Genomic DNA, 15607 nt, shown 5'->3' with positions numbered 1-15607 from the left:
CGAATGGATTGTCGTCGATTAGAGCAACTGGATCGCAATCCAGACCGTGCCCCAAACCGCGAGCGACAGCGCGGCGAAGACCGCGGCCGTGATGACCATCACGCGGACCACGTGGCCGGCGCCAACGGTGGGCGTGGAGGGGACGGGACGAAAATCGTCGAAGCGCGGGATATGGCCGCGAACGCCGGTGAGCCACAGAACGAGATCGAGCGCGAACGACGCCATAACCTATCTCCAGAGGGCAATAATCAAATGTCACCATGGCTCCGATCCCGTGCTCGGACTTTGAGCGAGCGCAAGGTTTCGCACCCGAAAACGAGTAATTTCGTGCCATCCGGGATGCGCCGCCCCGCTGCGCAGCATTGATTGACGAATGGGTAAGATATGAGGGCCGATCTTGCGGCGAGCTACGGCGAAGAACGATTGCCGCGCTACACGAGCTACCCGACCGCACCGCATTTCTCGCCGGAGATCGGCGCGGGGGCCTACGCCCGCTGGCTGGCGGAGCTCCCGGCGGCGGCCAGCGCGTCGCTTTATCTGCACGTGCCGTTCTGCCGCGAGATGTGCTGGTATTGCGGCTGCCATACCCAGATCGTTCGTCGAGACGGTCTCATCGCGGCCTATCTGCGTACGCTGCGCAGCGAGATCGCGCAGGTGTCCGAGACGATCGGCCGGCGCATCAAGGTCGAGCACATCCATTTCGGCGGCGGCACGCCGACGATCATGGCGCCGGAGGCTTTTGCCGAGTTGATGGCGGCGATGCGGCAATCGTTCTTCGTGCTGCCGTCGGCCGAGATTGCAGTCGAGATCGATCCCCGCACGCTGACTTCCGACATGGTCGAGGCGATGCGGCTCTCCGGCGTCAATCGCGCGAGCCTGGGCGTGCAGAGCTTCGACCCTGTCGTGCAGCGCGCGATCAACCGGGTGCAGAGTTTTGAGCAGACGGCTTCCGTGGTCGACATGCTCCAGCACGCCGGCATCAAGGGGATCAACTTCGATCTGATCTACGGACTGCCGCACCAGACCGTTGCCTCGTGCCTGGATACGGTGCGACGTTCGCTCGAGCTTGGGCCCGACCGCTTCTCGGTGTTCGGCTACGCGCATGTGCCTGCTTTCAAGAAGCACCAGCGCATGATCAACGAGGCCGTGCTGCCCGACGGCCTTGCGCGCCACGACCAAGCCTGCGCGATCGCCAATGCGTTGAAGGAGGCCGGCTACGTGCAGATCGGGCTCGATCATTTCGCGCGACCCGGCGATTCCATGGCCGTGGCCTTCGAGCAACGCACGCTGCGGCGCAATTTTCAGGGCTACACCACCGACCAGGGCGAAGTTCTGCTCGGCTTCGGCGCGAGCGCGATCGGACATTTGCCGCAGGGCTATGTCCAGAACGAGGTGCAGATCGGCGCCTATGCGCAGAGCATCGCCGCCGGCCATTTGGCCACCGCGAAAGGCTATGGCCTCACCGACGACGACCGGCTGCGCGCCGACATCATCGAACGCATCATGTGCGAGTTCAGCGCCGATCTCGGCGATATCTGCGCGCGTCATGGCGCAGAGGCCGGGGCAATGCTGAAATCGGCGTCGCGTCTGAAGCCGCTGATTTCCGACGGCGTCGTGAAACTCGACGGCGCCCGCATCGCAGTCGCCAAGGACTCCCGCTTTCTCGTGCGCAGCGTCGCAGCCGCGTTCGACGCGCATCTGGATCCCGCGAAGCAGTTGCACAGCCGGGCGGTGTAGTCCCGTCATTCCGGGGTGCGCCACTTGGTGCGAGCCCGGAATCCATTTCACCTCTCGGTCTGCTGCCCGATGGATTCCGGGCTCGCGCTTCGCGCGCTCCGGAATGACAAGCAGCTTGCGCTCCAACAAAGAAACCGCCGCCCGCTCTGCTATCGTGGTTTCGGAACGGAGTTGTTGTCCATGCCTTTTGGATCCGACGATCTGGTCGATGACATCATGCGCACGGCGCCGCACACGATCCGCGTGTTTCTCGCCTTCAGGATGGCCTGCGTGGGCTGTCCGATCGCAACCTTCCACACGGTCGATGACGCCTGCCGCGAGCATGGCATCGATCGCGACAAATTCCTCGCCGCGCTGTGTGACCGCGTGCCGGCGTGAACCGATCTGGAATTCGCGCGGGCTGCGCGCGGATTCCCGGGTGAGGGGCGCTTTCGCCGTAAGCGGAAGCGACGCTCACCCCTGGCCTTAAGCCGCGCCGCTGTCAGGGCTCCGCTCCGCCAGCACGACGATGCCATGCGGATCGCGCAGGATGATGCGCTGACGGCCGCTCTCGACCAGCCCCTGCTGTTCCCAGCCGCTCAGGATGCGGCTCACGGTGTGCAGCGTGGTGCCGGTCATCTGCGCGATGTCCTGGCGGCTGATCGGGAAATCGATCTCGATGCCGTGGTCGAGCTTCTTGCCGGATTGTTTGGCGAGGCGCAGCAGCGCATGCGCGACGCGCTGCTCGACCTGCTGGGTCGACATTTCCAGGATTCGGGTGTGGCTCTCCTGCAGCCGCGTGCCGACGGTTTGGAGCGTGTTGGCGGCAAGCGAGGGAAATCGCTCGACCAGTCGCGGCCAGGCCGAGGTCGGCCAGATCAGGGCGACGCTGTCGTCGACCGCGATCGCCGTGGCCGGATAGCGCGCGGCCCCGATCGCCATCGCGAGACCGAACGTCTCGCCCGGCGAGACGTAGCGCACCACGATCTGCTCGCCGCTCGGTGTGGTCTTGGCTGCGCGAACATGGCCGTGCAGCAGCAGGAAGAAGGATTGCGCGTCCGCACCCTGCTCGAAAATGGCGCTGTTCTTGGGATAGCGCACTGAGCGGGCCTCGCGCAGGATCTCCTCGAGGTCCTCCGGTTTGACACCCCCAAACAGCGGCAAATGCGCAACCAACGATGTGTCGACCTTGGCCATTCTGCCTCCTTGGCGCTGGAAGTGTGATGACACCTGCAATCGTCAGGGTGTTTGCGATAGCTCAAAAACGAGCCGGCCGGACGGCAGTATTTTTCCAGGCGACGATTTGAATCGACTGGAGTTGACCCATGGCTGGCGCCCGATCCCGCAACTTTGAGGGCTGGCCGCTGTTTGCGAACAGCTTTCGGCCCTTTTTCCTGCTCGCCGCCATCCAGGCTGGGCTTTCGATCCTGGCCTGGCTGCCGATGTTCTACGGCGAATTGTCGGTGACGTCGGCTTTCGCGCCGCGCGATTGGCACGTCCATGAGATGCTCTACGGCTTCCTGCCGGCGGTGATCACGGGATTCCTGTTCACGGCGATTCCGAACTGGACCGGGCGGCTGCCGATCCAGGGGACGTCCTTGGGCGCGCTGCTGGCGGTCTGGCTCGCCGGCCGCGTCGCGGTGACGCTGTCCGCCGATATCGGCTGGGCGTTTGCGCTTGCCGTCGATGCCGCCTTCCTGACCTTGGTCGTCGCTGCAGCAACGCGCGAGATCATCGCCGGCGGCAACTGGCGCAACCTTCCTGTGGTGGTGCTGGTGCTCGTGCTGCTCGCCGGCAATGTCGGCTTCCATCTCGAAGCGCATTATGCGGGTGCGGCCGATGTTGGCATCCGCGTCGGCATCGGCGTGGTCGTGCTGATGATCTCGCTGATCGGCGGCCGCATCATCCCGAGCTTCACCCGCAACTGGCTGGTCAAGTTCAACCCCGGCCGCCTCCCGGTGCCATTCGGACGCTTTGACGGTGTGGTGATCGGGTGCAGCGCAATTGCGATCATCGCGTGGATTGTGGCGCCGTTGAGCACCCTCACCGGCGTGGCGATGGCGCTTGTCGGCGGGCTCCATCTGGTGCGGCTCGCACGCTGGGCCGGTGACCGCACATTCCGCGAGCGGCTGCTCCTGATCCTCCATATCGGCTATGTCTTCGTGCCGCTCGGTTTCCTCCTGCATGCCTTTGCCGTCGTCGGCGAATTGCCGCCGAGCGCGGGCGTCCATGCCTGGATGGCCGGCGCGGCCGGAACCATGACGCTCGCGGTGATGACCCGTGCGAGTCTCGGCCATACTGGACAGGCGCTGACAGCTTCGCCGGCGACACAGGCCATCTATGCCGCGATCATCGTTGCGGCGCTGGCGCGGGTCGCGGCGGTGGTTTGGCCTGCGCACAGCGATGCGTTGCTGCACCTTGCCGCCTGCGGGTGGATCGTTGCGTTCCTCGGCTTTGCCATCGCGTTCGGCCCGCTGCTCGCCGGCAGCCCTCGCCGCGCCCTCGCCATCATGGGCGTGCCCGTCCCGGCACGCTGATTCAAGCTGCGGTCGCCACGGTCGACGATTTCAATGGCCTGACGCCTTTGCGCCATGCGGTGATGGTGCAGCCGAAATGGCCGCGGAACCAGCGGGCCATGGCGCTCTGCGCGGAGAAGCCGAGCTGCACGGCGATGTCGGCCAGCGGCCGGCCGGGATTATCGATCAGCTGGACCACGAGATCGGCGCGCTGCGCGTCGAGAATCGCCGAGAAGCTGGTGCCGGCTTCGGCGAGGTGCCGGTGGACGGTGCGGCGGGTGCAGGCGAGGTGCTCGGCGACGCGCTCGACCGTGCAGTCGCCGCCGGCGAGCAGGAGACGCACGACCTCGTCGACCTTCTCCTCCCAGCTTGCCGGCCGCGTCTCGATCGCCTCGATCCGCTTGCGCAGATAGCTCGCGATCAGCGGATGCGCGCTCGGGATCCGGCGCTCCATGTCGTGCGCCGACAACAGGATCGAATCGTCCTCCGCATTGAAAGTCACGCGGCAGCCGTAGAACTCGCGGTAGCGCTTGCGGTCGTGCGGCGGTGGGTAATGCAGGTGCACTTCCTGCGGCCGCCAATCGCTGCCGAACAGCGACTGGATGATGCGGTGGACGCTGCCGAGCGCCATGTCGATCGACTGGCGCGGCGCGGTCGGCTGTCGGCCGCGCAGGTGCAGCGTGACGGTCACGGTCTGCTTGTCGCGGGTGACGTCCAGCTTCATGCCGTCGTGATGGATCGGGATGAAGCGCGAGAAGGCTTCGATGGCTTCACCTACCGTCGCCTGTTCGCGCACGATCAGGCCGACCGCGCCGAAATTGGTCAGCCCGCCGCGCTCGGCAAGCCGCAAGCCGAAATCTTCGGCTCCGGACGCCTCTGCCGACAATTCGAGCAGACGTCGCAGGCCGGTGACGGCAATGGGCGTATCGGGCTTGTCGAGGCAGGCCAGCGGCAGCCTGACCTTGCGCATCATTTGTCTGGGGTCGAGCCCGACCGACCGGGCGACCTCCGGGTAATAGCTCAAGCCCGCGCTGCGAATGAGGTCGGTCATGCGAACCGTTCCTGCCAGCCATTCCCGCAGATGTCCCGAAATGTAAAGTTTATGTCCCGATCCGTCAAATCCGGGAACCGGGTGGAACATACATAAGGGAAACCGAAGCACGGGCGTGAATGCCGTGCATATGACGGCGCGGCGCGACGAGGCCCCGCTGCTGTCTCGGACCATTTGACCAAAAGACATTGCTGGATCGGAATTATGCCTGGGAACATGCTTTCCAAGGGTGAGGTATTCGTCATCGACACCGATGCCGCCTCCCGCGAACAACTTTCCACCGCGCTCCAACAGAGCGCATACAACGTGATCTGCTTCGCCGACGGCGCGTCTCTGCTCTCGGAGGCCAAGGCGCGGATGCCGGCCTGCGTGCTGCTGGAGATGCCGCCCGATCGCTCCGGTCTCGACGTGCTCAAGCGCCTGCGCGAGGAAAACTGCATGGCGCCGGTGCTGGTGACCGCGACAAACGGCAGCATCGCCATGGCGGTCGATGCCATCAGGAGCGGTGCGGCCGACTTCATCGAGAAGCCGTTCCGCACCCGCGACATCGTCGACCGGATCGATGCCGCCATCGACGAGTTCGCGCAGCCCGGCTCCAACCGGCAGCGCTGGTTGCCCGGCTGCGAACCCCTGACCGCGCGCGAAGGTGACGTGCTCGAGCATCTCGCCGCCGGCCTGACCAACAAGGAGATCGCCCGGCGCATGCATCTGAGCGCACGGACGGTCGAAGGCTATCGCGCCGGCATTCTGAAGAAGGCGGGCGCCAAGAACGTGACAGACCTGCTTCGCCGCATTTTCGGCCAGGGTTCGTCCGCTCAGGATTAAGGGCTCTGTCGCGGCCGACGACCCGTTCCGGGCCCCGCTGCCGCCGCGGCGGCGCCCCACGGAAACCTCAATCGAACCAGTTCCTTCCCTGCCGCGTCCAACCATGTTGGCGAGGCATTGGATCGCGCGTCCGGCTGGCGGCGGCGATGACTTGGAGGAGGGACTTGATGCGCATCACCGCAAGATGTTTGGCAACGACGAGCCTGGTTCTGGTGACCACGGCCTTCGCGTCGTCGTCATGGGCTGCCGAATTGGACGCCACATCGGCCATCGATACCGTCACGGTTTACCCTGATGGCGCGACCGTCACCCGCGTCATCGCGGTGGACCTGCCGTCTGGTGACTCGACGCTCATTGCCAAGGACTTCCCGCTTGGTCTCGACACCTCCTCGATCCGGGTGGAGGGTGAGGGGGGAGCGAAGCTCACCATCGGCACGATCGATGCGCGAACGCCACGTGCGGCGCCGGTCAATCTGCCGGAGCTGGACAAGCGCATCGAGGCGCTGAATGACCAGCGCGCCGACCTGCAAGGCGCGATCGACTCGGCCAATGCGCGGCGCAAATTCGCGGAGCATTTTGCGGAAGCATCGCCCGCCGGCATCGGCGACAAGGGCGAGGCGCGGCCGATTGCCGAATGGCGCACGGCCTTTGCCACCGTCGGGGAGGAAATTGCGAGCGCCGATACCGCCGTTCGCGACGCCACGCGCAAGATGCGCGAGATCGATCGGCAGATCGGCCAGCTCGAAATCGAGCGCAAGGCCAAGCCGCCGAGCAAGCTCGAAGTCCGCATGGACATCGCCGTGCCGGCAGCAACCAAGGCGACGTTGAGGGTCACCTACAATGTGCGCAATGCGCGCTGGCTGCCGCTCTACGACGCCCGCCTCGACACCGGCGCGAAGGATCGCAAGCCGCAGCTCGAATTGGTTCGCCGTGCCGAAGTCACGCAATCGACCGGCGAGGACTGGTCCAACGTCACGCTCGGCGTCTCCACGGTCCGCATCGGCCGCGGCGGCAGCGCGCCGGAGCTGAATTCGCTGGTCGCGCAGTATCCGCAAGTGCCGAAGCCGCGGGCGCTGGGTTCGCTTTCGGATTCGGCAATGCCTGCGGCGGCGCCAATGCAGCGTAAGATGGAAGCTCCGGCTTATGCCAGCCGATCCAGGGAAGATATTGCCGAACGCGCCGAAGAACAGCAGGCGGTCGCCGAGATCGGCGACTTCCAGGCCACCTACAAAATTCCCGGCCGCGTCAGCCTCGCCCCCGCCGAGGGCGCCAAGAGCCTGCGCATCGCCTCGATGACCGTGCCCGCCGATCTCATGGTGCGCGCGGCTCCGGTGATGGATCCCACCGCCTTCCTCGAAGCCAGCTTCAAGCAGGCCGACGACACGAGCCTGTTGCCAGGCAAGGTCGCAATCTATCGCGATGGAACCTTCGTCGGCCGCGGCAAGCTCTCGGCTTCGGCCAAGGACGATATCGTGCGGCTCGGCTTCGGCGCCGACGACAAGGTCAGGATCGAGCGCGCGGTGCTCAAGCGCAACGAAGGTTCGGCCGGTCTCCTGGTCACGACGTCGAAGACCGACGAGCGATCGTTCAAGACGACGATCCGCAACGGTCACGACTTCCCGATCAAGGTCGCGATCGAGGATCAGTTGCCGGTCAGCGAGAACGAGGACATCCTCGTCGAGATGTTGCCTGCGACCACGCCGCCGACCGCAAGCAACATTCGCGACCGGCGCGGCGTGCTGGAATGGTCGTTCGACGCCAAGCCCGGTGAGGTCAAGGACATCAATTTCGCCTGGCGCATTCGCTGGCCGAAAGACAAGAGCATGGTGATCGTGCCGGCGGGTTGATGGGCGGCGCCGAAGTGCGATGCTGTCTTAGCTCGCGCTCGCTCACTCCCTGTCATGCCCCGCGAAGGCGGGGCATCCAGTACGCCGCGGCGTCACGATTCAATCGCTGGCGCCGCGGATTACTGGATCGCCCGGTCAAGCCGGGCGATGACTGTGTTGAAAGAGCGTCAGCTTACTTCGCCTTCAGGAAATCCGCGACATCGAGCAGCATGAACTCGTCGTCGTCGGCCTTGTTGGGATCGCGGCTGGACGAGAACGGCAGATTGTTGTCGTTGCCGACGATGATGTGGGTTTCGTCGACACGATCGACGTTCTCGATGGTGAAGAACGGGAAGGTGTAGACGCCATCATTGAGCGGCTTCTTCGCCTTGTTGTCGGGATCTCTGATCTTCAGGAGGTCGATGTAGCCGATCTTGCGCACGGGCTTGCCGACATTGGCGTCGGTGAGCTCGATCTTGTAGACGCGCTTGAACTTGGCGACGTCGGGGAAGCAGTTCTCGCCGCGGGTGCCTTGCGGGCAGGCCTTGTCGGGCGTGCCTTCGCCGTTGTCGCGCTCGATGATCAGACCGCTCGCCCGGTCGATCATGTTGAAGTCGCCGATGGCATTGCCGTTCTGCTCGAAGACATACTGCCAGTAGCGGCCAGTGAACTTTTCCGCGGCGACGTCGAATTCGAGGATGCGCGAGGCTTCCTTGCCGTCGACCTTCTCCCAGTCTTTCTTGTCGGCGTCCCACAGCGGCCCCTCGAGCAGGCCGTAGAGAAACTTGCCGTCTTTCGAGGAGGCGAAGCCCTCATAACCCTTGGAGCGCCGCAGGTTGACGTTGGTGTAGGTCGCGCCCGGCGCGCCCGGGGTCGTCACCGCCCAATGATCCGGCGAGCGCACCGGCTTGCCGTCGGCAACCGTCTCGAACAGCCCGAGGATCTTGCCTGATTTGTCGGCCTCCAGGATATAGGGGCCGAATTCGTCGCCGATCCAGAAGGTGTCGCCGATGATCTGAAAACCTTCGGTGTCGAAGTCGGAGCCGGTGAGATAGCGCTTCTCGGTATCTTCATGCACGATGCGGAACGGCACGCGTCTGTCGGGGTCGTGCAGGAACACGGTCTCCAGCCGCTCGATCTTGCCACCGGCCCAATCCATCTTGTAGCGGTTGAGGTACAGCATGGAATCCGGCGAATTGGCGCGCGCGCCCATGCCGTTGTCGGTGACGACCCAGAAGGTGCCGTCGCCCATCGACTTGATGCCGGAATGGCCTTGCAGCGGCTGGCCCTTGAACGGCAGCGACAAGCCGGTCGCCCGCTCATAGGACTTGCCCATCACCGTGCCGAGCGCGTCGACGCGCTTTCCGGTGGTGTATTTGCCGGAGGTCTTGAGATCGGCGGGCGCATCAGCCGGCGCGTCGATGAACGTGGCGGCCGGCATCACGACGTGGCCGGCGAGCCTGGCCGGGAATTCGCCTTCGCTCTGCGCGAGCGCGGAGCTCGCGGTGAGAATGATCGTTGCGACGGTGCCAAGAAAAGTCGCGCGCATGTGCGTCTCCTGTTAACGGAGGCCGTCTTATGCGGACCGCGCATTGCAGTTTTGTGAAACCGGGCCAAACGCCGCGGCCGACGGTCATTTTTTTAGCGGTGTGGGAATCTCAAAGCTGACGGACTTGCTGTCGATCACGTGGTGCGTCGGATCTGCCAGCTCCAACAGGACCTTGTGGGGTCCTGGCTTCAGTCCGACCACGATCACGGTCTCGCCACTGGCATCGACAAAATGCCACGGCGCATCGTCGACCGTGATATGGACGTGGCCAATGCGCGGCGATACGTCGAGCGCGCCCTTGCCAAACACCGGCACGACGCGGAGATTCTCCGTGGTGTACTGGATGAAGACGAGACCCTGCGCCAACTGGTCGGCGAGCGGCGGATCGACGATCAACCGCGCAGGCGCCTCATTTTCGATCGCGACCAGTGGCGATGGGCCGCGCACGTCTCTGGCGGTTTGGGCGACGGCGGCTGCTGCGAACAAGGTGGAGGCCGCCAGAACGGCCATGCAGTCGAGAGCGGCATACATGTCCGTTTCCTTCCGGACTGATCAGGCGATCTTGCGGGAGAGGAAGTTGCGGATCAATGGGACCATTTCGTCGAACTTGTCCTCGAGCGCGAAATGGCCGGTGTTGATGAGGTGAAACTCCACCTGGGGCAGGTCGCGTTTGTAGGGATGGGCGCCATCGGCCGGGAAGATGAAATCGTTCTTGCCCCAGACGATCAGGGTCGGCGGCTTGTGCTTGCGGAAGTAGGCCTGCACCGCGGGATACAGCGGCAAATTGGTCCGATAGTCGTAGAACAGGTCCATCTGGATTTCGCTGTTGCCGGGACGGTCGAGCAGTGCCTGATCCTGCACCCAGTTGTCGGGTGAAATCCGGCTGACGTCGGACATGCCGTCGGTGTACTGGAATTTCGTCGTTTCCAGCGTCACCAGCTTCATCAATGCTTGGCGGCTGGTGTCGGATCCGTCGGTCCAGTATTGCTTGATCGGATTCCAGAACTCCTTCAGCCCTTCATCATAGGCGTTGCCGTTCTGCACGATCAGGCCGCTGATGCGCTCTGGATTCTTGAGCGCCAGGCGCCAGCCCACGGGAGCGCCGTAATCCATGACATACATCGCATAGCGAGTGACGCCGAGCTGGTCGAGCAGGCCGCCGACAAGCTCGCCGAAACGGTCGAATGTGTACTTGAATGTCGCGCGCGGTGGCATCTCGCTCTGGCCGTAGCCGGGATAGTCGGGAGCGATCACATGGTACCTGTCGGCCAGTGCCGGGATCAGGTTGCGGAACATATGCGAGGAGGTCGGGAAGCCGTGCAGCAACAGCACAACGGGAGCGTCCTTCGGACCCGCCTCGCGATAGAAGATCTTGATCCCGTCGACGGTCTTGGTTCGATGATAAGTGACCGGATAGGCAGCGGCGGCGTGTTCGTCGCGCTCCGGCTTCGCGGATGCTGCCGTGGAAGCAACTGCGACAGCCGCTCCGGACAACCCAAGAACGAGACGGCGACGATCAAGGAGCGATGGCTTGGATGTGGTCTCTACGATTTTCATGTCAATGTCCTTTCAATACGATGAGTTCGTCGACGGCCGAGAGGGATTTTTCAAACGCCCTGATAGACCAGCCCGGTGAAGAAGCCGGGATCGATCACGAATTGCCCCCATATCGCGTCGAACGCCGCGGTCGGCTTCGCCGCAACGGTTTCATCCCGCGTTCGTCCCTGCTTCTTGAGGCGCGCGACGTTGTCGCGGATCCCGACGAGCATGTCGCGAAAGGCCTGGAATTCGGCCTTGTTGCCCACCGGCTTGCCATGCCCGGCGATGACGATCGTGTCCTTGTCCATCGCCGCGAGATTGGCGTCGCATGCAGCGATCATCCCGTCGATGCTGCCACCGGTCGAATAGTCGATGAACGGATAGATGCCGTTCCAGAACATGTCGGCGACATGAATGATATTGGCTTCTGCGAAGGTGACGGAGATGTCGCTGTCGGTGTGTGCGGGCCCGTAATACTTCAGGCCGATCGAGGTTCCGTTGAGCTTAAGCTCGCGGCTGTCGGCAAAGACTTCGCTGGGGATTCCGCCCGCGCCGAGCGGAAGGAAATTGTAGTCCCAGTCCTCGACCCGCTGCACTTCGGCAAGGTGTTTACGGGTGTTTTCCTGGGCAATGATCTTGGCGCCGGCTGCATGCAGCCATTCGTTGCCATCGGCATGATCGAAATGCCAGTGGGTGTTGACGAGATGGGTGACGGGATCGGCGCCGAGATCAGCCAGCGCTTTGGTGAGTTGTGGACGTGAGACGCGGATGCCCGCATCGATCAGGACTTTGCCGTCGGGCCCGGTCAGCACGGCAATGTTGCCGCCGGAGCCTTCCAGCACGGTGATGTTGTTTCGGAGCTTGTGCGTGACAATCGGCGATACCGCAGCACTGTCCTTGATCAGGCTGACGATGCCTCGCGCTTCTGCGTAGGCTTGCCTCGGGCTAAGCCATCCCGAAGCGCCGGACGCTGCGGCGCCGACGCAACACAGGCAGAAACCGCGTCGGGATAACGACGGGAGCTTTGGCGAACGCATGCAATTTTCGCTTTCTCGAGCGACAATCGACGGCGCCAATGATCGACCCCGCTGTCACGATGGAGCGTGGGGCCAATGCAGCAAGCAGTCTATCACGATAGCACGATCGACTGCGCTTGCGCTCAGCCGCGAGTTACTCCTTTACCGCGCCGGTCAGCGACGACACGTAGTAATCGACGAAGAGCGAGTAGAAGATCGCAACCGGCAGCGAGCCGAGCAGTGATCCCGCCATCAGCGCACCCCACTGGTAGACGTCGCCGGTGACGAGCTCGGTCAGGATCGCGACCGGCACCGTCTTGTTGGCGCCGCTCTGGATGAAGGCGAGTGCGTAGATGAACTCGTTCCAGGACAGCGTGAAGGAGAAGATGCCGGCCGAGATCAGGCCGGGCACCGCCAGCGGTAGCGTGATCCGGCGCAGGATCTGGAGCCGTGTGGCGCCATCCACCAGCGCGCATTCCTCGAGTTCGTAGGGGATCGACTTGAAATAGCCGATCAGGAGCCAGGTGCAGAACGGCACCAGGAAGGTCGGATAGACCAGGATCAGGGCAAGCGGGCTGTCGAACAGGCCGAACTGCACGACCACGGTTGCGAGCGGAATGAACAGAATCGACGGCGGCACGAGATAGGCGAGATAAATGCCGAGGCCCACATAGGGGCTGCCGCGGAAGCGCAAGCGCTCGATCGCGTAGGCGGCAAGCGTGCTCGCGATCAGCGACAGCGTGGTCGCGCCGACCGCAACCAACATTGTCGTCCACAGCCAGCGCGGATAGGCGGTGTCGAACAACAGGTGCTTGATGTGCGCCAGCGTCGGCGAGGAGATCCAGAATGGGTTGTGCTCCCGGTAGTTCATCAGCTCGGCGTTCGGCTTGAACGACGTGATCGCCATCCAGTAGAACGGAAACAGCAGGATCAGCACGAAGCAGCCGAGCGGCAGATAGATCATCATCAGTCGCCGCAGCCCGGAATCCCAGGCCATGGTGTCCGGCACAGCCTTCGCGTCGGCGACGGCCGGTTGCGCCACTGTATCAGTCATTGCTCTCTCCTTGCTGCCATTTGCGGCGCGCCAGGCCGAAATAAGAGAACAGCGTCGCGAACACCAGGAACGGGATCATCGACACCGCGATCGCCGCGCCCTCGCCGAGCTCGCCGCCGGCAATGCCGCGCTGGAAGGCAAGCGTGGCGAGCAGATGGGTCGAGTTGCCGGGGCCGCCACGGGTAATGGCGTAGACCAGCTGGAAGTCGGTGAAGGTGAAGATGATCGAGAAGGTCATGACGATGGCGAGGATCGGCATCATCATCGGGAAGGTAATGTAGCGGAAGCGCTGCCAGGCGCTGGCGCCATCCAGCATCGCCGCCTCGTAGAGCGAGGGCGAAATGGTCTGCAGGCCCGCCAGCAGCGAGATCGCGACGAAGGGAATGCCGCGCCAGATGTTGGCGGCGATCAGCGAGAAGCGCGCCGGCCAGGGCGAGCCGAGGAAGTCGATATTGCTCGTGCGCCAATGCAGCACATCGACCAGAAGGTAGGAGATGATCGAGAATTGCGGATCGTAGATCCACCAGAACGCCAGCGCCGAGAGCACCGTCGGCACGATCCAGGGCATCAGGATGATCGCACGCAACAGGCTCTTGAACGGAAAATGGTTGTTGAGCAGCAGCGCGAGCCAGAAGCCCAGCGCGAACTTCCCGAAGGTCGCGATCCCCGTGTAGACCACGCTGTAGAACACCGCGTTCCACCACAGGGAATCGGTGAGCAGATACTGGAAGTTCTCGAAGCCCACGAAGACGCCTTTTCTGCCGATCGTGGTGTCGGTGAAGGCGAGCCAGATGCCGAGGCCGAGCGGATAGGTCAGGAACACCGTAAGGAGCCCGATCGCGGGTGCGAGGCACATCACGATCAGGAAGGGCTTGTAGTCGAACAGGCGCACCAGCCAGGAGGGCTGCCGTCGTGCGAGTACGGGGGAGGAGAGGGTGGTCACGGACATCGGTCAGGCGTCCTGTTTTAGGCTGTCACCACATCCGTCATTGCGAGCGAAGCGAAGCAATCCAGTCTGTCTCCGCAGTTACAGTCTGGATTGCTTCGTCACTTCGCTCCTCGCAATGACGGTCGCTTTATCGTCGGGCGCTACTTCTGCCGCCGGAAGTACCGCTTGCAGCGCTGCTCGGCTTCCGCGGCCGCGGCTTCCGGCGTGGCAGCGCCGGTCGCGACGGACGCGAACATCTGAATCAGCACGTAGTCGGCGCTGACGGCGCCGGTCGCGGTCGAGATCGGGCCCGCGTAGCCGTCGTAATAGGTGCTGTTCATCGTGTTCTTGAACAGCTTCACTTTGGGATCCTGCGACCACACGGCCGCTTCGGCATAGGCCGCGAGCGGCTGGGCCCAATAGCCGGAATTGGCGTTGAGCCATGGCTCGTACTGGTCCTTTTCCAGCATGTATTGCAGGAAGGCCTTTGCGGCGTTGGGATACTGGCTGTGCTTGAACACCATGGCGTTCAGCGTCAGGCCCGCCATCGGCGACACCTTGGCCAAGCCTTTCGGCAGCAACTGATGCTCGCTGTCGTCGGCGATCGCCTTGGTCGCCGGATCGTTCTTCAGCGAAAAATACAGCGAGACGCCGTTGGCGGTCAGCGCGATCTCCTGCGCAGCGTAGGCGCGGTTGTTGCTGACGTCATTCCAGGACGTCGTGCCGGCGATGAAGGTCGGGTAGAGCTGCTTGACCCAGTTCAGCGCGGCGATCGTCTCCTTGCTGTTGATGATGACGTTGCCCTCTTCGTCCAGCAGGGCCGCGTTGTGCGACCATAGCGCCCAGCTTGCGAAGCCGTTGCCGTCCCCCTTGGCATTGCCGAGGGCGAAGCCCGCCGGCTTGCCGGCCTTCTGGAGCTTCTGGCACAGGTCGAGGATTCCGGCATGGTCTTCCGGCACCTTGTCGAAGCCGACCGATTGCAGGATCGACTTGCGATAGATCACGGGACCCGCGGTGGCTCCGAACGGCAGCCCGATCCAAATGGGGCTCTTGTTCTTCTTGCCGTAGCGCTGCGCCAGCGGCAGCCAGCCGCCGTACCGTTTGCCGAGGTAGTCGGCCACATCGGTCAGCTCGATCAGCTTGTCGACGTAAATGTGCGGTGCGTCGGAGAAGCCGATGATGATGTCGGGACCGGCGCCGGAATTCGAGGTCACCGCGGTTTGCTGGTTGATGTCCTCCCAGCCGACGAAATCGACCTTGACCTCGACGCCGGTCTCCTTGGTGAATTTCGCCGCATTGGCGCGGAACACATCCTCGTCGGCCTGGACGAAACGTACCGGTCGCAGCATGCGCAGGGATGCGCCTTTCTCGATCGGCAGTTTCGGTGCGGGGACGTCCGCGGCCTTGATCGTGGATTGGGCATTCGCCGGAGCACCGGTTGCCGCGATTGTCGCAGCGGACAGGCCCAGCGCCAAGGCATCACGACGTGTGATGTCGTTCCTCATCGGTTCCTCCCTATGTTTTTCCCTTCCCGGCGTTGATCGCCGGTGAAGGGTCTTTCCGGTTGCCGGCGCGCCTTCGCGGCCG

At 63.6% G+C, this 15607-nt stretch carries 15 protein-coding genes; 5 read left to right on the top strand and 10 right to left on the bottom strand.

The annotated features are described in order from the left end of the window. Positions 1-18: 18 nt before the first annotated feature. Positions 19-225, bottom strand: a complete 207-nt coding sequence (locus tag BRA1253DRAFT_RS16820) for a hypothetical protein (RefSeq protein WP_007596230.1) — start codon at positions 223-225, stop codon at positions 19-21. A 159-nt stretch (positions 226-384) separates the two neighbouring features. On the opposite strand from BRA1253DRAFT_RS16820, the gene hemN reads away from it, so the two are divergent. Together hemN and BRA1253DRAFT_RS16810 are read left to right on the top strand one after the other, a co-directional pair. Beyond that, positions 385-1737 carry an oxygen-independent coproporphyrinogen III oxidase gene (gene hemN / locus BRA1253DRAFT_RS16815; protein ID WP_007596229.1) on the top strand — a complete coding sequence of 451 codons (1353 nt, stop codon included), beginning with the start codon at positions 385-387 and terminating at the stop codon, positions 1735-1737. A gap of 180 nt (positions 1738-1917) precedes the next feature. After that, positions 1918-2115, top strand: a complete 198-nt coding sequence (locus BRA1253DRAFT_RS16810) for a DUF1858 domain-containing protein (protein ID WP_007596228.1) — start codon at positions 1918-1920, stop codon at positions 2113-2115. Positions 2116-2202: 87 nt separating this feature from the next. On the opposite strand, the gene BRA1253DRAFT_RS16805 is transcribed toward BRA1253DRAFT_RS16810, so the two are convergent. Then, a complete protein-coding gene (locus tag BRA1253DRAFT_RS16805; protein ID WP_007596227.1) occupies positions 2203-2913 on the bottom strand; it encodes a Crp/Fnr family transcriptional regulator in 711 nt (236 codons plus the stop codon). Between the two features lie 128 nt (positions 2914-3041). Here BRA1253DRAFT_RS16805 and BRA1253DRAFT_RS16800 point away from each other — a divergent pair, with 128 nt between their 5' ends. Beyond that, on the top strand, positions 3042-4253 hold the full coding sequence (locus BRA1253DRAFT_RS16800) for an NnrS family protein (protein WP_007596225.1): 1212 nt from the start codon (positions 3042-3044) through the stop codon (positions 4251-4253). Position 4254: 1 nt separating this feature from the next. On the opposite strand, the gene BRA1253DRAFT_RS16795 is transcribed toward BRA1253DRAFT_RS16800, so the two are convergent. Further along, the gene (locus BRA1253DRAFT_RS16795) at positions 4255-5283 is read right to left on the bottom strand and encodes an AraC family transcriptional regulator (protein WP_007596223.1); all 1029 of its coding nucleotides are present in this window, start codon (positions 5281-5283) and stop codon (positions 4255-4257) included. A 204-nt stretch (positions 5284-5487) separates the two neighbouring features. On the opposite strand from BRA1253DRAFT_RS16795, the gene BRA1253DRAFT_RS16790 reads away from it, so the two are divergent. Both BRA1253DRAFT_RS16790 and BRA1253DRAFT_RS16785 read left to right on the top strand, forming a co-directional pair. Next, positions 5488-6108, top strand: a complete 621-nt coding sequence (locus tag BRA1253DRAFT_RS16790) for a response regulator transcription factor (RefSeq protein ID WP_007596222.1) — start codon at positions 5488-5490, stop codon at positions 6106-6108. 167 nt (positions 6109-6275) lie between these two features. Continuing rightward, positions 6276-7955, top strand: a complete 1680-nt coding sequence (locus tag BRA1253DRAFT_RS16785; RefSeq protein ID WP_007596221.1) for a mucoidy inhibitor MuiA family protein — start codon at positions 6276-6278, stop codon at positions 7953-7955. Between the two features lie 172 nt (positions 7956-8127). On the opposite strand, the gene BRA1253DRAFT_RS16780 is transcribed toward BRA1253DRAFT_RS16785, so the two are convergent. From BRA1253DRAFT_RS16780 to BRA1253DRAFT_RS16750, 7 genes are all read right to left on the bottom strand, one after another. Then, the gene (locus BRA1253DRAFT_RS16780; protein ID WP_007596220.1) at positions 8128-9483 is read right to left on the bottom strand and encodes an esterase-like activity of phytase family protein; all 1356 of its coding nucleotides are present in this window, start codon (positions 9481-9483) and stop codon (positions 8128-8130) included. Between the two features lie 84 nt (positions 9484-9567). Beyond that, positions 9568-10014, bottom strand: a complete 447-nt coding sequence (locus BRA1253DRAFT_RS16775; protein ID WP_007596219.1) for a DUF6130 family protein — start codon at positions 10012-10014, stop codon at positions 9568-9570. A 21-nt stretch (positions 10015-10035) separates the two neighbouring features. Further along, the gene (locus BRA1253DRAFT_RS16770) at positions 10036-11040 is read right to left on the bottom strand and encodes an alpha/beta fold hydrolase (RefSeq protein ID WP_007596218.1); all 1005 of its coding nucleotides are present in this window, start codon (positions 11038-11040) and stop codon (positions 10036-10038) included. Between the two features lie 50 nt (positions 11041-11090). Beyond that, on the bottom strand, positions 11091-12059 hold the full coding sequence (locus tag BRA1253DRAFT_RS16765) for an MBL fold metallo-hydrolase (RefSeq protein WP_007596217.1): 969 nt from the start codon (positions 12057-12059) through the stop codon (positions 11091-11093). 133 nt (positions 12060-12192) lie between these two features. Next, positions 12193-13092, bottom strand: a complete 900-nt coding sequence (locus tag BRA1253DRAFT_RS16760; RefSeq protein ID WP_007596216.1) for a carbohydrate ABC transporter permease — start codon at positions 13090-13092, stop codon at positions 12193-12195. After that, positions 13085-14041 carry a carbohydrate ABC transporter permease gene (locus BRA1253DRAFT_RS16755; RefSeq protein WP_007596214.1) on the bottom strand — a complete coding sequence of 319 codons (957 nt, stop codon included), beginning with the start codon at positions 14039-14041 and terminating at the stop codon, positions 13085-13087. The genes BRA1253DRAFT_RS16760 and BRA1253DRAFT_RS16755 overlap by 8 nt, the downstream gene beginning before the upstream one ends. Positions 14042-14181: 140 nt before the next feature. Further along, positions 14182-15525, bottom strand: a complete 1344-nt coding sequence (locus tag BRA1253DRAFT_RS16750) for an ABC transporter substrate-binding protein (protein WP_007596211.1) — start codon at positions 15523-15525, stop codon at positions 14182-14184. Between the last annotated feature and the right edge of the window lie 82 nt (positions 15526-15607).

Source organism: Bradyrhizobium sp. WSM1253, assembly GCF_000244935.1.
Taxonomy (GTDB): Bacteria; Pseudomonadota; Alphaproteobacteria; order Rhizobiales; family Xanthobacteraceae; genus Bradyrhizobium; species Bradyrhizobium canariense.
This window is presented reverse-complemented; position numbering and strand designations above follow the sequence as displayed.